Genomic DNA, 20,135 nt, shown 5'->3' on the forward strand with positions numbered 1-20,135 from the left:
TGGCGTAACGGGGCGTAATATCATGTTATGGTGATAGCGCATACCTACTTGGACTAAGGAAGTCTTTATGGTTAATCACGGTATCTCATATGCGGTAGCCGGCAGTGAAATTAAAGGGACTATTGTCGCACTGCACGGGGTTACTGATAACGCGGCAGCGCTGTCTGATCTTGTGCAGCACTATCAAGATGACTGGCAGATTTATGCAGTTGACACCCTCGGGCACGGTCTGTCACGACGTTTTACTGATGCAGAGTTAGGCGATCCTTTCCGAGCCGCTGTTGCCGCGGCACGCACAATTGTTATCGCAGCTGCAAGACGCAGCATGAGCCGCAAAGTTGTGCTGCTGGGGCATTCGATGGGCGGTGCTATCGCAGGAGCAATAGCGCGTGAGCTGCCGGATCTTATCCAGGCGCTGATCCTTGAAGATCCCGCATTCTTAACCGAAGAGCAAACTAAACTGTACCGTGATACAGCCGCAGACAGGTTGCGCCGACAGGAGAGCGTGACCGAACACGTTGGTGCGGCGGTCACTGAACTGATGTCGCAGTATCCCGCGTGGCCTGCATCAGAGTATGGTGCGTGGGCGCAGGGAAAAACACAGGTGGATCGCAGGTTCATTGCCGATGGTGTTGTGGGTGTTAGCGGTCGCGAGATATTCAGTGAACTTGCTGTTCCAACGCTTTTAGTGACCGGCGATAAAGATGATGTGTTGTTTGGTCAAGCGGGCCTTGCTGAGGTTGCAAGTTTAGGAAATTCCCATATTGATGCAGTGCTCATTCCGGGCGCTTCACACACGGTGCGGCGAGATAAATCTGAAGAATTTTATAGGGCGCTTGATAGTTTCTTAGAGCGATGCGGTCAGCGTGAGGCGTTCCCGACGCCGTATATTGCCGCTGAGTTGCAGCCTATTATCGCAGGCACACCAGACCAAAACACCGATGATTATCTAAAAATGCGCCGCCGCGGTGAGAAACTGTTGGGCGATGTCAAGCCTGCCGCTGGTGTTGAGGTGTTTGAGGTGCGTTTGGATGGGGAAAGCGCAGCAGTTGATGACAGTTTTGTATTGAGGTGTTTGACACGTGGTGATGAGCCGCAGTGTGTTGTGCTGTCGATTCACGGTGGCGGGTATGTTGCCGGGGCAGCGCGCTATGATGACGCACGCAATAGTGACTTGATTGAGGTGTTTGGTGGGGCACTCGTTGCTAGCCCAGACTATCGTTTAGCGCCGGAGTTTCCGTGGCCTGCGGGCGCTACGGATTGCGTGCGTTCATTGCGCTATCTTGCTGAGATGTATCCAGATCTGCCGCTGTACATATACAGTGATTCTGCTGGGGCTGGGCTCGCGCAGCAGGCGCTGATGCTGCTTGCCGAGAGTGGTGATCCGGTTGCGGTTGAAAGGGCTGTCTTGCTTGAGCCCTGTCTTGAACCTGGTATGGTTACGGGGTCTTTTGACACCTACTGTGACGGCCCGATTTGGACGCGGGCCGCGTCAAAGGCTGCATGGGCGCACTACTTGGGAGACCCGTATGCTGTGCCGCCCTACGTTCCGGCACGGAAAGTGGCGGCTTTGATGCCGCCAACTCTAGTGATTGTTAACCCTGTTGATCCTTTGCGTGATGAGGGTGTGCGTTTTGCGCTGGATTTGGTTGACGCGGGTGTTGCGGTTGAGATGCACATGCTGCCTGGCACAATCCATGGTGCGCTATCGGTTGCCGAAACCGAGACCTGGCAACGCGTGAAAAACGAGATTCGCGCATTCCTTGATACTCCTGTATCTGCTTAACTTCGTTACTTGATGAATGTCTTTCTTATCTCACTGTTTATGTCGAATAGACCGGCTCACCACGAGTGTTGATACGGCACTTATCGCAATAAACAATGAAACTGAGGCACCTAGATTCTGCGATATCGGACTAAAAAACGGTATTGCAAAAGCCAACAGTGCGGATGAAAACATGAAGGACAGATCGCGATCTTTCTTGCCGTCATTTCTCACTGTGGTGCAGATTCTGGCGAACTGCACTCCAGAAAAACACGCTCCGATCAGGATTAGGCCAAGGCTCAGCCAGAAATACATAATCTACCTCCCCCTAATAAGGGAATAACAACTTCCGATACCTATCAAATCCCAGAAGTTATCTACTATGAAAGGCCAAGCGGCCGCGATGAAGATTTTATCCTTTGCCGTCAGAGTCGGGGAAGGAAGTTTAGAAGCTATTCCTTGTGGTAGTTTACTGCGCAATGTAATTACTGCATTTTTGATCGCGGCAACAGCAGCATTCTTAACTCCCCCTACCTTAGTTATAGCAGTGGCGATTTTTGGAGTCTTTGACAACTTATTAATGAAGGATATAAGTTTCGGCACACGTGCCGCTATTGCAGCTCCGCCCGTGACAAGAAGAGGAGCAATAGATACTGCGCACTTCCCAGCTGTAACTAACCACCACGACCAAGAAGGGTCTAAAACAATTGGAAGAGATGCGCCTTCAGTATTCACATGTTGCCTCAAGATACTGCCATCAACTAGTTCGAAACTGGTAGGCAGCTCTTTTCCATCCGCATCTATTGCCCACGGAGCGTCGATTTCTCCTTCTACGGTGCCAGATTCAGATAATAATGAAAACCCGCCATCACTGCGTGCCTCGAGTTGATACCCCTCGGGCAATGTGTACCCAAAATCCATGTATGAAGCATTGTGATCTTTGATAACACCAATAATTTGTCCAGATTCATCTTCTGTTACATGAGATACGGCGATTTCGGTATCTTGGACATCCGCGTCTTGGGTACGAACGACACCATTTGTTACTTCGGTAACTATATGCCCATTAACCCGTATGGAAAACATTTCTCTGGTCTCGGGATTAGGAATTGATACTTCGCCCGTCTCGCTATCAACGGTAGGCAAAGTATTAATAATTCGTGCTTCTTGCTCAGAAAGGCCAGAAAGAATGTCACCAGAAATTGATTGATTAGAACTATCCAGATTTAAACTAAGTGGAACTTTATCGGACACTAGATAATCTAGTGATTTTGCTGAAAGCCCAATCTCCTCTTTTATTAAGGCTTTAGCCGTAGCATCCGCATAGTCGAATTCCTCCAGCGTATCATCAGTATTCGCCAAGATAGTATCGGATGTCTGAGTCAGCTTCGCTGCTGAGAGACTGTGTTCAGTATCAGTAGCTAATGCAGAAGTAGTCCCACCTAGGCTCAGCGCATATGCTGTTGTAATGCCTACAAGCGACTTCCAAGCTCTGTGACGCATATTTTCTCCTCTATTTTCTCGTAAGTGACTTTAAGCTATCGATCTGGTTACTGGTGTAGATACCGACGAATGTTGGTCAGTTATACCGACATTCGTCGGTGTCGAAGCTTATGAGTGTTCCAATAGGATCGGAAACTCAAAGTGATTTTGTAGAGAGGTAGAGAAATGATTGCTACGCGTATCACCGCAGGAGTGTTTGCCGTGGCTTGCATGACTGCAATGGGAACTCCGATGGTATCTCAATATACAGTTACCGAACAGTTGACAATAACTCGGGCCGTTCAAATAGTTGAGAGTTCGTCTGCACACTGGTTGACACCACGAATCTGTAAATTGTTTCCCAATTTTCCTGGCTGCGAGAAGCATCGACCTCATAGATAGCTCGATATAGTGTCTGGTGATGTTTCACCTCATATTCCCTAGATACAGCCGTTCTACACTGGTGCAGCCACTGGTGTTCACACTTTCGGCTGTTTTCTTCCTTGTTTTCGACGCGGCTCAGCTGATATCTGGTCAGCAGAGCGCTTCAATACTGCGCGTGATATTCTCGCTCGCCCTTATCGTTTTGTTTGTGGCCGCGGGCTGGCTGCAGGTGTGCGAATACGTTTTCCTCGTGTGCTATTTCGTTTTTAACCTGTTTAATCTGATTGATGGTTTCGAGATGGTGAGCTTTGCTCTGAGCATCTTGATGATTTTCTGGCTAATTCGTTCCTGGATTGTGCCAGCCGTGCTCGTGTTCGTCCTCGACGGGGTCATTGCAACAGCGGTGAGTCTCACACCTGGTCTAGAGGCATTTAGCTCTGTTTTAACTACCGTGCTTGTGTTAGCTATCGGTTTGGTGCTACGTTGGCAAAATGGGCACAGGGTGCTTGCAGAACAGGAAAAAGAACGCACACATCGCGCTGCCTCCGACAACCGTAAGGAGTTGGCTCGTCAGCTGCATGATACGACGGCGAAAGACTTGGCGCACGTGGCCGTGCTTGCCCAAGACATGGCTGCCCGTCACCCTGAGCTCTCTAGTGAGCTCTCGCCCATAGTGGCGGCAGCCACCGAGGCGTCACGGCGAATCCGCCCAATGATCCTCTCAATCGATGCTGCGGCAAGCGATGTGCCCCTGTCTAAAGTGGTAGATCAAGTGATGCAGATGTTGAAAACACGTCATATTGAACTCGATATCGTGCTACCCGATGACCTTGACTGCGTGGTGACACGCCAACAACAACTCACAGGGGCACTCGCTATCCGAGAGTGTGGCTCGAATATGTTGAAATACGCGCCCGCCGATTCCGAGGCGCACCTTGTGATCGATATTGACGGCGAGTCAGGCGTGCTCACTATATCGTTGAGTAATGAGATTGCATCGGTGCCGGCAGCTCCGGACATGAGTAGTGGTTATGGGCTGGCAAACTTAGGTGCCAAAATTCGGGCAGAAGGTGGAAGTATGGAGGTCAGCGATCTTGGCAACCAGTGGCTGACCTACATCACGATTCCTTCTAATAGCCAAGACGAGTACCGAAGCGGCAGCTTACGCAGGAGTGACTCTGTGAAGGAGCAAGCTGATGACTGACGAGCGAGAAGTTCGTATCCTGATCGCGGACGATGACCAGATTATTCGTGAAGGTCTTGCTAACTTGTTGGACGCGCAAGAGGGGTTGCACGTGGTAGCCACTGCTATTAATGGCGCTCAGGTGTTCGAGCAACTGGCGCTACACCGGATAGACGTGGCGCTATTGGATGTGGATATGCCAGTGGTGAGCGGTATCGAAGCCGCACGCCGCCTGAGCCGTGAGCAGGCCGGCCTCACGATAATTATGCTTACCGTATTCGAGCATGAAGAATCTCTTGGACAAGCAATCGGGGCGGGCGTGCGAGGATTTCTCACCAAAGACATCCCAGCGCCCGAGCTCGCTCAGCTGATTCGCAAAGCCTATGCCGGCCAGCAGGTGATGGCACCCCGACCCATTGAAATCCTCACATCCTCCTATGCCCAGACCTATGAAAACCGGGAACAATATGCAGACTTCATTAATGCGGTCACCGCGCTGCCGGAGCATCTGCGCCCGACGTTCCGGCTACTGCTGAAAGCCTTCGCTAACAAAAATATTGCCCGGCAAACCAAGCTCACCGAAGCAACCGTGCGCTCTTATGTCTCCGACATTCTAGCCCGCACTGGCTGCGCCACTAGAGGTGAACTAGCTATCACCGCCATCAAAGCCGGAATCACAGAATAACCTCGCAAACGCGCAAGTATTTCTTAGAGGACACAGCCTGCCCACCAAAGATTGAGCGATATCGCTATTTTCTTAAAATAAGGCCTTTTATGACTGGATATAGTGCCAGGCCAGAGCTGTATATACATATCGAACACGAAGGGTCGCTGGGCGGGCATGCGTTTCGGCTAATAGACTGGCAAGAACGCATCGTGTTTGACTTGTTTGGCACCATCAAAGCTGACATGATCCGCCAACCCCCTCCAGTCTTATCGAAGCGAGTGAAGATTCTCAGCCGCTAAAGCTCATCATCTATATGTCGACAAATTCCTTGACCTATGGAGCGGGCGAGGCCGATTACTGGATAGATGAAGCGGTGTAGAGTTGGTGATACCTGTGAGAGGTAACGTAATCTAGATTCCCTCTCACATATGTACCACAATGTTGTGGCATTACCGAAAGGAAGCGCTAGTGTGAAGCTACACAGAAGCACAAGCAATAGAATTCGCAACAAAAAATAGCATAAGCAAATGCTGCACTGAAAAGTAGTATCACTACATCAGGAAAGTTCTCCATCACCGCAAGCGATGCGGAAACTCCATGACAAGTATTACTTTACCTCTGATGAAGTGAGATTGCTTCACAATTTCGCTGCTGAAGCTGGACCTGCGGCTGTTGTTGCTTTATGGTCGCTTTTAACACCTTCTACTCTGATTGGGCAATTCCACCAATCGATGTGAAAATCGAGGGCAAATAATTTGATGGGGGTTAGATTGGGATGGGTAGGAATAATATAGATGCCGTTGCAATACTTCCTGAGATTATTTGGGGTGGGATCCTATCTGTTCTTGCTAACAACTTGACCTACTCCGCATGGAATGACTTTGCAAATCTGGTAGAGATTGCAATTCTTATAGTTGCTGCAATATGGAGTCTTTACCGGCGTTTTCGAGAAAGTCTCTCTGAGGTTTTCTGGTCGGTACTGTATATGGCTTCGACAATTGGGTTGCTTGCTATTCAAAACTCCTCTTGGACACGTTTTGCAGTACTTATCATCATGGCTGCATACATTTATGGGCGAAACTTTCGCGAAAAGAAAAGAGATAAGCAGCAATAACCGAGGATAGCTAACCTAATCCTGAAATGACCAGCTTCGTTTTCCGAGAGACCTTGGTGGCGCATCTGTTTTTGTAGGGTAACATTTACGCCCAAGTCATCCGTAACGGGGCAACTCGCCAGTGCAGATTCAGCCTTATCAAGCCCGAGGTTCTAGTGGAGCGGGTGACGAGAATCGAACTCGCGTCGTTGGTTTGGAAGACCAAAGCTTTACCATTAAGCTACACCCGCGCTGTGCTAAACGCACTCCTAGAGTGTACATGGAACTTTGGGTTTGCACAACAGCGGCAGTGTGCAAACTTGTCTGCGACGAAATTAATAGATAGCGAAACGATCGACACGCCGAATAGTGTGATTTGCGCGATCCGAAAGTATCAACTATATTAAATCAAGTTGGTTAAACAACATTCCCCTGTAGCTCAGTTGGCAGAGCGAGCGGCTGTTAACCGCTAGGTCACTGGTTCGAGCCCAGTCGGGGGAGCCACTGTGTCACATCGAGAGCATTCTTGGTGTGCCTGTCTTCAACCCAGTGTTGAGGATGCGGTGTTGTGAGGCGCAAAGTCTGCAAATCAGTTATACTGGTTAAGTTGCTCTGCGCGGCTCATATAGACGCGCAGTGGGACTGTTTTTCGCCGGCTTGCCGGCAACTTCCGGGATGTAGCTCAGCTTGGCTAGAGCGCTCGGTTTGGGTCCGAGAGGCCGCAGGTTCGAATCCTGTCATCCCGACTGAAACAGTCTCACCAGAGCGCCGAACACGTATCCGACACGAGAGGCCGAAATTGGCGACTACTAAAGCTGAGAAGCTCACTCCAACCCGCGCAAAGCTTAGCGTTACTGTTACTCAGGAGGAGCTCGCTCCCTTCCTGAAAGACGCATATAAGACCATCTCAGAGCAGGTGCAGATCCCAGGTTTCCGTAAAGGGCACGTACCTGCTCCAATTATCGATCAGCGGGTTGGCCGCGAAGCGGTTATCCAAGAAGCGGTTAATAAGTCGCTCGATACATTCTTCCGCGCCGCAATTGACGAGTCTGGCGAGGTTCCAATGGGCCGCCCAACCGCCGATGTAGAGCAGTGGCCAGATGCAAAAGGCGACAAGAGCGATCTGGTGCTGGTCTTTGAAGTAGAGGTGCGCCCTGAGTTCAAGCTGCCACGCTACGGTCAGTACAAGATCACCGTTGATGATGCAGAAATCGGTGCAGATGCAGTAGATGCAGAGCTCGAGAAGCTGCGCGAGCGTTTTGGTGAGCTGAAAGATGTCGACCGCCCTGCCGCAAAAGACGACTACGTAACTATCGACCTTGTTGCAAGCATCGATGGTAAAGAGGTTGACCGTGCGACAGGTGTTTCATACCAGGTTGGTGCGGGAAACATGCTCGAGGGTATGGATGAAGCGATTGAAACCCTCACCGCTGGTGAATCAACCACCTTTAGCTCACAGTTGCTCGGCGGCGAGTACGAAGGCCAAGACGCAGAAGTTGAGGTAACCGTTAACGCGGTGCAAGAGCGTGAGCTTGCAGAGGCTAACGACGAGTTCGCGCAGCTCGCTTCAGAGTTTGATACTCTCGCAGAGCTGAAAGAGAATCTTGCTGAGACCGTGAAACAGCAGGCGGTATTCAAGCAGGGTGAGCAGGCGCGTGATATCTTCATCGAGAAGCTGCTTGAAAGCGCTCAGGTGCCCGTCTCTGAAGAGCTTGTTGCAGAAGAGGTGCACCGCCACCTTGAGCAGGAGGGGCGTCTTGAAGACGATGAGCACCGCGAAGAAGTCACCAGCGATGTGCAGAAGCAGATTGCACTGCAGCTAATTCTCGACGCAATTGTTGAGGCTGAAGAAGTGCAGCCGACCCAGAACGAACTCAGCCAGTACATCTTCCAGTCTGCACAGCGCTACGGCATGGAGCCTGGCCAGTTCATTCAGCTATTGAGCCAGGGTGGCCAGATGAACGCTATTGTCGGTGAGGTTACCCGCAATAAGGCAATGGCAATTGCGCTTGCCAAGGTTAACGTTGTTGACGCAAGCGGCAATGAGGTAGATCTCTCAGAATTCACCCGCATTGACACCGGTGAAGAAGAGGAAGCTGCTGAAAACACTGAGGAAAAACCAGCTAAAAAAGCAGGCAAGAAAGACTCAGACAAGAAGTAGTGCTTAACTGTTTGGATCGCCCCTGAGAGCAGTCGCTCCCAGGGGCTTTTCATTTAATTCCGCCGACGGCGAACAAGCCTGATTTTTCGTGAAATTGCGGCTAGTCTCATTACAGACAGTATGAATGGAGCAAAAAATGTCAGCTAAGACACACGAGGCGAATGTTTTTGATCGCCTGCTCAAAGATCGCATTGTATGGTTGGGCTCTGACGTGCGCGACGATAACGCGAATGAGATCTCGGCAAAAATGCTGCTGCTTGCGGCAGAAGACCCAGAGGCAGATATCTACTTATACATTAACTCACCCGGTGGTTCCATCACTGCGGGAATGGCGATATACGACACTATGCAGTTTGTCCCAAATGATATTGTGACGGTCGGCATCGGTATGGCTGCGTCGATGGGGCAGTTCCTGCTAACCGCTGGCACTCCCGGTAAACGCTACATCACCCCGAACGCACGTGTGCTGTTACATCAGCCGCACGGTGGATTCGGTGGCACAGCCAGCGACATACAGACTCAGGCGCAGCTTATCACCAGCATGAAACAGCGTCTTGCTGAAATCACAGCTGCGGCAACCGGCAAAACTGTTGAACAGATTCACGCAGACGGTGATCGCGATCGTTGGTTCACCGCCGAAGAAGCTCTCGAGTATGGTTTTGTGGATCACATTCGAGCTACCGCATCTGATGTTGTTGGCGGCGGCGGTACTAAGAAGTAAGGTTTATGAAAATGAGTGAAAACTTTCTTTTGCCAAACGCAGTGCGAAACATGCCTGAGAGTCGGTATGTGCTGCCGAGCTTTGAAGAGCGCACCGCATACGGCTTCAAACGGCAAGATCCGTATGCGAAACTGTTTGAAGACCGCATTATCTTTCTAGGTGTTCAGGTTGATGATGCGTCAGCAGACGACATCATGGCGCAGCTCCTGGTGCTTGAAAGCCAGGATCCAGAACGCGACATCATGATGTACATCAACTCACCCGGTGGCTCTTTCACCGCGATGACCGCGATCTACGACACAATGCAGTACATCAAACCTGATGTGCAAACAGTGTGCCTCGGGCAGGCTGCATCAGCTGCGGCAATGCTGCTGGCGGGCGGGGCTCCCGGGAAGCGACTGGCGCTGCCGAACGCACGTGTGCTGATCCACCAGCCCGCTACCGGCGGCGGTGGGCACGGTCAAGCAACCGATATCGAGATTCAGGCCAAGGAAATTTTGCGCATGCGCAGCTGGCTTGAAGAAACTCTCGCAAAACACACCGGCCAGTCTGTTGAGCAGGTGAACAAAGACATCGATCGCGATAAGATTCTGAGCGCGCAGGAAGCTGTTGAATACGGCATTATCGATCAGGTGCTTACGCGTCGCGAAAACGCATAATTGCTGCACTCAGTAGCCGCTCCGAGTTTTCTATCGGCGCGGCTACTGGCGTATTTAAATGAACCCCCTAAACTGGCTAGGCAGTGCTTATGAATGGAGCTTGAAATGGCATTGAAGAGCGACTCGAGCGAGGGCCTGAAGTGTTCTTTCTGCGGTAAGCCGCAGAGTCAAGTAAAGCAGCTCATCGCGGGCTCACACATCTACATCTGTGATGAGTGTGTGCAGCTGTGCAGCGAGATTATCGCGGAGCGTGAAGCGCAGGATAGCGCGCAGGATGAGACGAATTTCACGCTGCCAAAACCGAAGGAAATTGCAGCTTTCCTCGATGAGTATGTGATCGGGCAGAGCCGCGCAAAACAGGCGCTGTCTGTCGCTGTTTACAACCACTATAAGCGGATCCAGGCGCAGCAAAAACCATCTCTGGTTGACTCAGATAAAGAGCAAATTGAGCTGGCTAAATCAAATGTTATGTTGATTGGCCCCACCGGTGTTGGTAAAACCTATCTGGCGCAGGCTCTTGCGAAACAGCTCGGAGTGCCTTTTGCTGTTGCCGATGCCACCGCGCTCACAGAAGCCGGATACGTTGGCGAAGACGTCGAAAACATCCTTCTGACGCTTTTGCGTGCCGCAGACTTCAATGTTGAAAAAGCACAAAAAGGCATCATCTATATTGATGAGATTGATAAAATTTCGCGCAAAGGCGACAACCCATCGATAACCCGTGATGTCTCCGGTGAGGGAGTGCAGCAGGCGCTTTTGAAGATTCTTGAGGGGACGGTTGCATCCGTCCCGCCAGAGGGTGGCAGGAAACAGCCAAACTCTGAATACTTACAAATTGATACCTCAAATATCCTCTTTATTGTTGCCGGCGCTTTTGCCGGGCTCGAAGAAATTATCCAAAAGCGTCTCGGGCGCGGCGGGATCGGTTTCGGCGCAGATATTGGTGACAGGGTTTCAGCAAGCGACGCCTACTCGCTGGTGGAACCGGAAGACCTGCATAAGTTTGGCATCATTCCTGAATTTATTGGGCGTCTCCCGGTCATTGCAACCGTTGACGCTTTAGATGAAACAGCTTTGATCCGGATTCTGACTGAACCAAAGAATGCGCTCGTAAAACAGTACAGAGAATTGTTTAGAATAGACGGCATCGACCTAGAATTCACTAAGGACGCACTCGAGGCGGTGGCAAAGCAGGCAATGGCGCGCGGCACAGGCGCCCGCGGTTTGCGCTCAATTCTTGAAAAGGTGCTCGGCCCGGTAATGTTCCATGCACCGTCAGATTCGGACATCGTAAAAGTGCTGATTACCGCCGATGCTGTTAACGGCACTGACGCGCCGCGCGTGCTGCGCAACAAGAAAAACGCAAAACGCACAGCTTAAAACACACTCACGCTTTAGCGCACAGGTCTAGATGAAAATTCTAGATCCAATCATCATCTTCGTCTGCAGCATTGTGCTGCAGCGCTGTGGTGTTTGCCGCGTCTGGATCAAGCCGCTCTACTGTGCCGGTATCTGACAGCAGGAGTGTCACAGTGTTGCCGAGCGCAACCCGGGGCTGACCTTCCAGCGAGGTCAGCTTCCAGTAGTTGTTTTCCTCGCCCGTGAGTGAGCTTTCGATCGCTAAAATTTCACTGTGAAACGCCTGGGGCACCGCATCTGGAATGGGGGTGCCAAATCGCCATGAGGTGCCTATTTGCACAACTGCTTACCCTGCATCGTCAGCGCTGAGATCAAGCTCAACCTCGCGCACCTCGATAGCTGATCCGCTGCTGTCGATCTCAAGTGCTGTGATGCGACCCAGCGCTTTAATATCTGCAGCAACCTGCTCAAGTTTTTGGGCGGTTTCAGCGTTAGCCGAGATCACAGCGCGCAGCACACCGGTGCGCTGCGATACCTTAGCCTCGCTCTTCGCGCCGCGCACACCGATAATCGCCTCACCGGCAACCTGCAGTAGGGAAGCGTCGGCAGCAGAGCCGGCAACAGCAAGCACCTCGTCAGTGGTTGGCCAGGCGGCTTGATGCACAGAGCCGTCGTTGAACCAAGACCACACCTCTTCGGTGACATACGGCAGAGTTGGGGCGAGTAACCGCACAAGCACACTCAGGGCGGTGCGGAGTGTTGCAACGGCTGATGTTTGGCCAGCCCCCTCGCCGTAGGCGCGTGACTTGACCAACTCCAGGTAGTCGTCACAGAACGTCCAGAAGAAGGTTTCTGTCACATCTAGTGCGCGTGCGTGATCATAGGCCTCATAGGCGGCGGTGGCCTCAGTCACAACCTCCGACAGTGCTTTAAGCAGTGATCGGTCAAGCGGCTCGGTAACGCTTTCTGTCGCATCACTCACACCAGATGAGTCAAAACTAAGCACAAACTTCGCAGCGTTTAGCACCTTCATCGCTAGGCGCCTACCGATTTTAATTTGTGTTGGCCGCTGCGGATCAAAAGCAGCGTCAGTGCCAAGCTTAGAGCTGGCTGCCCAGTAACGCACGGCGTCCGCGCCGTGATCGGCAAGCATGCCAATTGGGGTTACAACATTGCCCTTTGACTTCGACATCTTTTTTCGGTCTGGATCAAGGATCCAACCTGAGATACCCGCGTTTTTCCAAGGTAGTTTGCCGCACTCAAGCTCTGACCGCAGCAGCGTGCTAAACAGCCAGGTGCGAATGATATCTTGCCCCTGCGGGCGAATATCGTACGGGTAAACCAGATCAAACAGCTCTGGGTCGTGCAGCCAACCGCCCGCAATCTGCGGTGTGAGAGAGGAAGTAGCCCACGTATCCATGACATCAACCTCGGCGGTAAAACCACCGGGCACGTCGCGCTGCTCGGCAGAGTATCCGTTTGGCACATCGCTTGATGGGTCAACAGGGAGCTGCTCAGCACTCGGCACGAGAACGCGATCGTAGTCAGTCTCACCGTTATCATCTACCGCATACCACACAGGGATTGGCACACCGAAGAAGCGTTGGCGGCTGATCAGCCAGTCGCCGCTGAGACCCTCAACCCAGTTTTCATAGCGCACCCGCATAAAGTCTGGATGCCAGGTGAGCGCTTTACCGTGTTCGAGCAAACGTGCGCGTAGCGCTTCGTCGGTTGCACCGTTTTTGATATACCACTGTCTGGTGGAAACAATCTCAAGCGGCTTATCGCCTTTTTCAAAGAATTTTACGGGGTGGGTGATTTTGCGAATCTCCCCAACCATGCCGCCGCACTCCTGCAGCAGTTTAACGATGGTCTCTTTTGCGCTAAATACTGTTTTTCCGGCAAGTTGCGCGAACGCAGCCAAGCCAGCCTCACTGGTAATCGCCTCAGGAGCATCAGCAACCACACGGCCGTCAAAGCCGAGAATATTGCGATTGGGCAGCTGCAGCTCGCGCCACCAGGTAACGTCTGTTGTGTCACCAAAGGTACAGATCATTGCGATACCGGTGCCTTTGTCAGGCTGCGCGAGAGGGTGGGCCACCACCGGCACCTCAACCTCAAAAAGCGGGGTGCGCACAGTCTGCCCAAACAGCGGCTGGTAGCGTTCGTCTTCCGGGTGCGCGACGAGCGCAACACAGGCCGGGAGCAGCTCTGGGCGTGTGGTGTCGATCTTAATTTCAGCACCGTCTGCCACATTGGTAAAAACCAGCGTGTGGTAGGCGCCCGGCATGTCACGATCCTCAAGCTCTGCCTGCGCTACCGCAGTGCGGAAGGTAACATCCCAGAGTGTTGGCGCTTGAGAAATATACGCTTGGCCCTTCTCGAGGTTGTTTAAGAAGGCTTGCTGTGCGACACGAATGGTTGCCGGTGAAATAGTGCGGTACTGGTGTGACCAGTCAACGCTGAGACCGAGTGTGCGCCACAGCTCCTCGAAGTGTTTTTCATCTTCCTCAGTTAGCGCTTCACACAGTTCGATGAAGTTACGCCGTGAGATCGGCAGCTGATTGGCAGCTTTGCTGCTCTTGTTGTCACCGCCGGTCTGCGGTGGTTCAAAATTTTCGATGTAAGGCAGCGAGGGATCACACCGCACACCGTAGTAGTTTTGCACGCGCCGTTCGGTGGGCAGACCGTTATCGTCCCAGCCGACGGGGTAGAAGATGCGCTTGCCTTGCATGCGCTGGTAGCGCGCAATGAGGTCGGTGTGCGTGTAGCTAAACACGTGACCGATGTGCAGAGCACCAGACGCGGTTGGCGGCGGGGTGTCAATAGAGTAGACACACTCACGCTCTGCGCCGTCGCGTTTAAAAGAGTAGGTGCCGTTTTGCTCCCAGACCTCGCCCCACTTTGTCTCAAGACCTTCAAGCGCTGGTTTTTCTGGGATATTACGCATATTTTAGATACTCCACGAGTTCACGGTCGTAGTCTTGGCAGAAAAAGGCCTGCCGAAAACATAAATACTTATGAATTTTAGCGGATTTTCTCGTCAAATAGGTGCGCAAGAGGTTGCAGCCGCTGTGTCAGATGGTGGTGAATGGATCCGCGATCCGGCCCTTTTTGCACCCACTCAAAAATTGCCGCCAAAAGGGCTCCGGTGAGTGTTGCAGCTGCTATCTCTGCAGTGAAATTTTTGTTTGCTGGAGTGCTAACTAAGTGCGTGCGGATTAGCGCAGCGATTTCATGCACACGACTGCCGGAGCTGTCTAGTGCGGCGACCGGGCTGCCGATAGCGGCAAAGTGACTCAATATCCAGGGGATCGCGCCAGCCTCCCACGGCTTTAAAGTATCGCTGACGGCGGCGATAAGCAGATCTATGCCGGTTTTATCGTGTGTTTGCAGCGCTAGTTTCAGGCGGGCAAGAGTTTTATCAATTTCCGGCCAAAACACATCGCTCTTTTCGGCGAAGTAGTTGAAGAATGTGGTGCGCCCGACGCCAGCGGTTGCCGTGATTTGTGCGATTGTGGTGCTGTCGTAACCCTGTGTGAGAAACAGATCATAGGCCGCCTCTTGCAGTGTCTCTGCATTGGTGGCTTTGGGTCGCCCGCGACCCGTATGTGCTTGAGCTGACGCCATACTGCTACACTAACACTCGGTATTAAATAAACACTGTTCAAGAATTCAAGAAAGGCTTTAAATGGCATCTTTCTCAGCAAAACTATCTCGCATAGCGGCGATCGCAGCGCTCGGCGCGGTTGTGATGTCGGGTTGCGCAACAGCGGGCGGCGATACAGCAGATCGAGCAACTGGCAACGAGAAGCTTGTGTGGGCGATCGCCGGTGGCAATCTCGAGAACAACCACATGGATCCGCACCGCAGCCAGTTGGATGTCAGCGCAATCGTTGGGCGCCTGGTGCTGGACTCGCTCACCTACCTCGACGAAAAAGGTGAGTTGCAGCCGTGGTTGGCAACCGACTGGTCCGTTTCTGAAGATGGGAAGAGCGTCAGCTTTGATCTGCGACACGACGTTACCTTCCACGACGGTGAAGCGTTTAACGCAGCAGCGGTGAAAGCTAACTTCGATCACATCATGGCCGAAGAAACCGAGTCTGCTGCGGCAAGCGATCTTTTGGGCGGTGACGTCTATAGCGAAACAGTGGTTATCGATGATGACACTGTTGAGGTGCGTTTTACACAGCCTTTCGCACCGTTTCTAATCAACACTTCAACCGCAAACCTGGGCATGTATTCACCGAAAGCGCTCGCTGCGAGCGCTGAAAAACTGCCGGTGGGCGGCCCTGGAGTATCTGTTGGCACAGGGCCGTGGGTTATGACAGAAATCACCCCCGGCGCAAGCATCAGCTATGAACGCAACGCCGACTACAACTGGTACCCAGAGGGAGTGAAGGCGGCTGATAAAACTGCAAGCAACCTTGAGGTGCAAATCGTGCCTGAGCAGCAGGTGCGTGTGCAGCGTGTTGAAAGCGGTGAGGCAGATGTTGCTTCTGAGCTGCAACCAAACGGTCTTGACGGTCTTACCTCAGAAGTTGTGCTGAATGAGAACCCGGGAATGCCGTATTCAGTGTTCCTGAACACCTCTAACCCGATTCTCGCTGATGTTAAGGTGCGGCAGGCACTGGCTCTCAGCGCAGATATTGATGCAATCGTTGCCTCAACCTTCCAGGGCAATTTGCAGCCGGCCACCGGTGTTTTGAGCCAGGCAACACCAGCAATCGGCGCAGCAGCAGATAAAGATTACACAAACTTTGATGAAACAAAGGCAGCTGCGCTCCTCGATGAAGCAGGCTGGGTGCAGAACAATCCGGGAGAGATCCGCGAAAAGAACGGCGAAAAACTGTCGCTCGATTGGTATCGCTGGACGGAGCAGCCGGTTGAGCGTGAAACCATCTCAACCTTCCTGGCAGACGGGTGGCGCAAGCTCGGCGTTGAAGTGAACATTCACGTGCTTGAGGGGGAGCAGTACAACAAGTTTTACGGCACCCCAGAGATGGCGCTAACCGACTGGGGTTATTCTTCTGCCGATCCAGACATTCTGCGCAACCACCTGCACAGCGCGGGCTTCCAAAATATCGTGTCTGTTGCTGACCCAGAACTGGATGCGAAGCTCACCGCTGCAACAGCAAATTTCGATGCTGAAAAGCGCGGAGAAATCTATAGCGAAGTGATTCGCACCGCAGCTGATGAGGCTTACATTATCCCAGTGTTCAACACCGCATTTATTAACGTCGTTGGTAAAAACACTGCGGGCTTTGCTGTGGACGGTTACGGTTTCCCGGTGTTTTTTAACACCAGCAAAGCGTAAGTAACAAACACCTAGAGGGTTAAATAACACAAAGTTGCAGGGTATGAGAGTAAAAGTGGGCTTAATATCGCGTGCGGTAATTCGCCCACTTTTACGCGCCCTGGTAACCGTTTGGTTAGCGGTCACGATCGCATTTTGGGCGGTCGCTGCACTGCCCGGTGACGCGGTGAGCGCCCGCTTTGGGCCGCTGTCACGCATCAGCGCCGAACGCCAGGCCGAAATTTTTGTTGAAATGGGGTTGGATCGGCCGCTCCCAATTCAATACTTAAACTACCTCGGCAACCTCATAACCGGCGACCTCGGTTTTTCTCTGCAGCGCAACCAGGCTGTGACAGCGATGCTCGCGCAGCAGTTTCAATACACGCTTGAAATTGCCGCACTGGGTTTGCTCTTCGCTGTGCTGCTCACGCTATTGGGGCAGATATTTAAACGCGGGCTCACACCGTGGGGTGCTTCCTCACGCGTGAGCGGCCTGCTTGATTTTGCGCACACGCTGGCAGCATCAACCCCAAGCTACTGGCTTGGATTCTTGCTGCTCAGCCTGTTTGCGTTCTCGCTCAAATGGTTACCATCCGGCGGTGTCGCTTCTCCCGGATCGAGTATTCTGCCAGCTCTCACCCTAGCGATTCCCGCTGCCGGCTATCTTGGGCAGGTGCTCGACCACGAACTGGATCGCATCGAACTGCTACCGTTTGCGCTCTCATCGCGAGCGCGCGGCATGTCTCGCCTGCGGTTTACGCTGACACACGGTTTAAAGCACAGCGTCTCCGCTGTGCTCGGGCTGCTGGTGAACCTGATCGGTGGGGTGCTGGGTGGTGCGGTGCTGGTTGAAACTGTTTTTGCCAGGCCGGGTTTGGGCAGTCTCACACTCGATGCGATTGTGATGCGCGATATGCCTGTTGTGCTCGGGGTGGTTGCCTTAGCCGCGACCCTCTTTTCGGCGCTTACTCTGCTTACTCAGGTGACGGTGCGTCTGCTGGATCCGCGGCTGCGGGGTGCTGTGCATGGGTAGGGTCAGGCAGGTCTTAACAGCTTTAGGCTTTATTTTGCTGCTGCTGTGTGTTGTCGCGCCGGGCATATTTACCCCGTATGATCCGCTCGCGACCGATCCGCACCTTGCGCTCGCCCCTCCCTCAGCGGCGCACCCTTTGGGCACCGATCAGACCGGCAGCGATATTTGGGCGCGTGTGGTGTATGGGGCGAGCTCGACCGTGCTCACCGGCTTGGGCGCTGTTGCTGTGGCGTTTGTGCTGGGTGTTGCGCTGGGCGCCGGTCTGGCTGTGGTGCCGAGAGTGGTGCGTGAAGCGGGTATGCGGGTTATTGATGCGCTGATGGCGCTGCCAGAATTTTTGCTCGCGCTTTTGTTGCTGGCTTTTTTCGGGAGCAGCCCGGTGGCGGTGATAGCGGCGGTAGCGCTGGCTATGGCTCCCGGTTATGCCCGTATCATGCTCTATAGCGCTGAGGCAAAGCGCGCAAGCGAAGCCTACACCGCCGCGCAGTTTAACGGTGTTGGGGTGCTGCGGCGCAATTGGCGTTACGTGCTTATGCCTGCTCTGCAACCGCTATTTTCACTCTTTACAATTGGCATCGGCACCGCCATCTTGATTGTGTCGGGGCTCACCTTCCTGGGGTTGGGTGTGCAGCCTCCAACACCCGACTGGGGTGTCATGCTCAGTCAGGGGCGCAGCTATGTTGCACGCAGCTGGTGGCCGGTGCTGTGGCCGGGGCTGGCGCTGCTTTTGACGATTATGCTGTTTACGTTTACCGGCAGAAGATTGCAGAGACGCGAGGTGCTTTCTAATGACGGTGGTTAGTGTTAAAAATCTTAAAGTTTCTGGCCCGCAGGGGCTGATTGTGGCAGCTGCTGATTTTCAGGTGCACGCTGGTGAGTGTGTCGCTCTCGTCGGGGAGTCTGGCGCGGGCAAAAGCCTCTTCGTGCGGGCACTTACAGCTCTTGCGCCCGCTGGGATTAAAACCACTGCAGATAAGCTGCGAGTGTGCGATCACGATGTGCTGTCTCTTGGAGCATGCGGGCGCAGCCAGTTTCTCAACACCCGCATCGGGTTTGTTAATCAGGATGCTTTGAGCGCGCTTGATCCGCTGCAGCGGGTGGGTTTAGCGGTCTCTGAATCACTTCGCCTCACCGGTGTGCGACACACTGGTGAGGCGGTAGCTAAGGCGTTGACGGGGGCGCAGCTGGCTGATGCTCGTGCGGTTATACGGCGCTACCCGCATGAGCTTTCGGGGGGTATGCGGCAGCGGGCACTGATTGCTGCAGCTACGGTGCACACGCCGCCACTGATAATTGCAGACGAACCAACCAGCGCACTGGATCAGCAGACAGCAACAGCCGTTTTAGCCACCCTGCGCGGGTATGTTGATGCGGGCGCAGCACTGATTTTAATTACGCACGATATGACCGCTGCAGCGCAGTTTGCGGATCGGGCATATATTGTGAAAGGCGGCAGTGTTGCCCCAGGGAATTTGACCGTGCAGACTGCTGGTGGGGTGAGCGCGCCGCAGCCAGCGCACAAAACTGCAACGCTGCTTGAGCTGTGTGATTTAAGTGTGCGTTACCCCGACGCTGAGAGAGCCGCCCTGAGCGGGGTGAGTTTCTCTTTGCGAGCGGGGGAGGCGGTTGCTGTTTTGGGGGAGAGCGGCTCAGGTAAGACCTCACTGCTGCAGGCTGTGTTGGGCGCAGTGCCTTACACAGGGGCTGTCACAAAAGCCGCCGGTGTGCACTTTGCATGGGTGCCGCAGGATCCGCGCAGCAGTTTGCTGCCAGAAATGCGAGTCGAAACGGTTTTGAAAGAAGCGGGTGCTGTTGCAAAACGGCGTGGCAAAACAGCGCAGACTGTCGACGAGCTGCTGCGGGCGGTTGGATTGCCAGGCAGTCTGGCGCGCCGCAGGATCCGCACCCTTTCTGGTGGGCAGGCACAGCGCGTTGCAATCGCCCGTGCGTTAGCGACCGGCGCGAATGTGCTGCTGTGTGACGAGCCGGTTGCGGCGTTGGATAAATCTGCGCGCATGGAAATTGCTAATCTGCTGCAGGATCTAATACAGCGGCTGCAGCTTGGCATCATTTTGGTGTCGCACGAGTTGGAGATTGTGCACAGCGTTGCCGCCACCGCGATTGTGCTGCAAAACGGTGTGGTTGTGGCACACGGTGAAACCCCTGCTGTGCTTGCAGAACAAGCCCGGCAACATGGGTTAGAATAGTAGTCTGACGAAGATCCGGCTATCACCGGGGAGTTCCTGGAAGAACAGCAGCCCATTACTGGGTCGCCTATTAGACCCGGGCGTTGTGGCGCGTAAAGCCAGCATGAAGTGGCCGCTCTTGCGGC

The 20,135-nt window shown here is 53.3% G+C and carries 16 protein-coding genes and 3 tRNA genes; 14 read left to right on the forward strand and 5 right to left on the reverse strand.

Annotated elements, in window-relative coordinates; genetic code table 11:
- The first annotated feature begins 67 nt into the window (after positions 1-67).
- The gene (locus HCQ99_RS00970; RefSeq protein WP_166984700.1) at positions 68-1,786 is read left to right on the forward strand and encodes an alpha/beta hydrolase; all 1,719 of its coding nucleotides are present in this window, start codon (positions 68-70) and stop codon (positions 1,784-1,786) included.
- A 297-nt stretch (positions 1,787-2,083) separates the two neighbouring features.
- On the opposite strand, the gene HCQ99_RS00975 is transcribed toward HCQ99_RS00970, so the two are convergent.
- Positions 2,084-3,268, reverse strand: a complete 1,185-nt coding sequence (locus tag HCQ99_RS00975) for a hypothetical protein (RefSeq protein WP_166984701.1) — start codon at positions 3,266-3,268, stop codon at positions 2,084-2,086.
- 400 nt (positions 3,269-3,668) lie between these two features.
- Between HCQ99_RS00975 and HCQ99_RS00980 the strand changes: the two genes are divergently transcribed.
- The 3 genes from HCQ99_RS00980 to HCQ99_RS00990 all read left to right on the forward strand — a co-directional run bounded on the left by HCQ99_RS00980 (position 3,669) and on the right by HCQ99_RS00990 (position 5,780).
- On the forward strand, positions 3,669-4,835 hold the full coding sequence (locus HCQ99_RS00980; RefSeq protein ID WP_166984702.1) for a sensor histidine kinase: 1,167 nt from the start codon (positions 3,669-3,671) through the stop codon (positions 4,833-4,835).
- Entirely contained in the window at positions 4,828-5,499 is a 672-nt protein-coding gene (locus HCQ99_RS00985) for a response regulator transcription factor (RefSeq protein ID WP_166984703.1), read from the forward strand. The genes HCQ99_RS00980 and HCQ99_RS00985 overlap by 8 nt, the downstream gene beginning before the upstream one ends.
- An 89-nt stretch (positions 5,500-5,588) precedes the next feature.
- The gene (locus HCQ99_RS00990) at positions 5,589-5,780 is read left to right on the forward strand and encodes a hypothetical protein (RefSeq protein WP_166984704.1); all 192 of its coding nucleotides are present in this window, start codon (positions 5,589-5,591) and stop codon (positions 5,778-5,780) included.
- Between the two features lie 971 nt (positions 5,781-6,751).
- Here the strand turns inward: HCQ99_RS00990 and HCQ99_RS00995 are convergent.
- A tRNA-Gly gene (locus tag HCQ99_RS00995) sits at positions 6,752-6,825 on the reverse strand.
- A gap of 177 nt (positions 6,826-7,002) precedes the next feature.
- On the opposite strand from HCQ99_RS00995, the gene HCQ99_RS01000 reads away from it, so the two are divergent.
- The 6 genes from HCQ99_RS01000 (at position 7,003) to clpX (ending at position 11,495) form a co-directional block, all read left to right on the forward strand.
- Positions 7,003-7,078: transfer RNA gene (locus HCQ99_RS01000), tRNA-Asn, on the forward strand.
- Positions 7,079-7,245: 167 nt separating this feature from the next.
- Positions 7,246-7,320 (forward strand) — tRNA-Pro (locus tag HCQ99_RS01005).
- A 53-nt stretch (positions 7,321-7,373) separates the two neighbouring features.
- The gene (tig, locus tag HCQ99_RS01010) at positions 7,374-8,735 is read left to right on the forward strand and encodes a trigger factor (RefSeq protein ID WP_166984705.1); all 1,362 of its coding nucleotides are present in this window, start codon (positions 7,374-7,376) and stop codon (positions 8,733-8,735) included.
- 136 nt (positions 8,736-8,871) lie between these two features.
- On the forward strand, positions 8,872-9,456 hold the full coding sequence (locus HCQ99_RS01015; RefSeq protein WP_166984706.1) for an ATP-dependent Clp protease proteolytic subunit: 585 nt from the start codon (positions 8,872-8,874) through the stop codon (positions 9,454-9,456).
- Between the two features lie 11 nt (positions 9,457-9,467).
- Complete coding sequence (locus HCQ99_RS01020; RefSeq protein ID WP_166984707.1) at positions 9,468-10,115, forward strand: ATP-dependent Clp protease proteolytic subunit; 648 nt, start codon at positions 9,468-9,470, stop codon at positions 10,113-10,115.
- 105 nt (positions 10,116-10,220) lie between these two features.
- Positions 10,221-11,495: an ATP-dependent Clp protease ATP-binding subunit ClpX gene (gene clpX, locus HCQ99_RS01025; protein WP_166984708.1), complete on the forward strand. Its 1,275-nt coding sequence runs from the start codon at positions 10,221-10,223 to the stop codon at positions 11,493-11,495.
- Positions 11,496-11,535: 40 nt separating this feature from the next.
- Here clpX and HCQ99_RS01030 read toward each other — a convergent pair whose 3' ends face one another.
- From HCQ99_RS01030 to HCQ99_RS01040, 3 genes are all read right to left on the reverse strand, one after another.
- Positions 11,536-11,814, reverse strand: coding sequence for a hypothetical protein (locus HCQ99_RS01030; RefSeq protein ID WP_166984709.1), 279 nt, complete (start codon positions 11,812-11,814; stop codon positions 11,536-11,538).
- 6 nt (positions 11,815-11,820) lie between these two features.
- Positions 11,821-14,424, reverse strand: a complete 2,604-nt coding sequence (valS, locus tag HCQ99_RS01035) for a valine--tRNA ligase (RefSeq protein ID WP_166984710.1) — start codon at positions 14,422-14,424, stop codon at positions 11,821-11,823.
- A 77-nt stretch (positions 14,425-14,501) separates the two neighbouring features.
- Positions 14,502-15,104 (reverse strand): TetR/AcrR family transcriptional regulator, encoded by a 603-nt coding sequence (locus HCQ99_RS01040; RefSeq protein ID WP_166984711.1) that lies wholly within the window; start codon positions 15,102-15,104, stop codon positions 14,502-14,504.
- Positions 15,105-15,165: 61 nt separating this feature from the next.
- Between HCQ99_RS01040 and HCQ99_RS01045 the strand changes: the two genes are divergently transcribed.
- From HCQ99_RS01045 to HCQ99_RS01060, 4 genes are read left to right on the forward strand one after another with little or no spacing between them, the layout of a single operon-like run.
- On the forward strand, positions 15,166-16,791 hold the full coding sequence (locus tag HCQ99_RS01045) for an ABC transporter substrate-binding protein (RefSeq protein ID WP_166984712.1): 1,626 nt from the start codon (positions 15,166-15,168) through the stop codon (positions 16,789-16,791).
- 43 nt (positions 16,792-16,834) lie between these two features.
- A complete protein-coding gene (locus HCQ99_RS01050; RefSeq protein ID WP_166984713.1) occupies positions 16,835-17,803 on the forward strand; it encodes an ABC transporter permease in 969 nt (322 codons plus the stop codon).
- Positions 17,796-18,605: an ABC transporter permease gene (locus tag HCQ99_RS01055; protein ID WP_166984714.1), complete on the forward strand. Its 810-nt coding sequence runs from the start codon at positions 17,796-17,798 to the stop codon at positions 18,603-18,605. The genes HCQ99_RS01050 and HCQ99_RS01055 overlap by 8 nt, the downstream gene beginning before the upstream one ends.
- Positions 18,592-20,010 carry an ABC transporter ATP-binding protein gene (locus HCQ99_RS01060; protein WP_166984715.1) on the forward strand — a complete coding sequence of 473 codons (1,419 nt, stop codon included), beginning with the start codon at positions 18,592-18,594 and terminating at the stop codon, positions 20,008-20,010. Before HCQ99_RS01055 ends, HCQ99_RS01060 begins: the two co-directional genes overlap by 14 nt.
- Positions 20,011-20,135 lie beyond the last annotated feature (125 nt).

Source organism: Canibacter zhoujuaniae, assembly GCF_011752015.1.
In the GTDB taxonomy this organism is placed as follows: domain Bacteria; phylum Actinomycetota; class Actinomycetes; order Actinomycetales; family Microbacteriaceae; genus Canibacter; species Canibacter zhoujuaniae.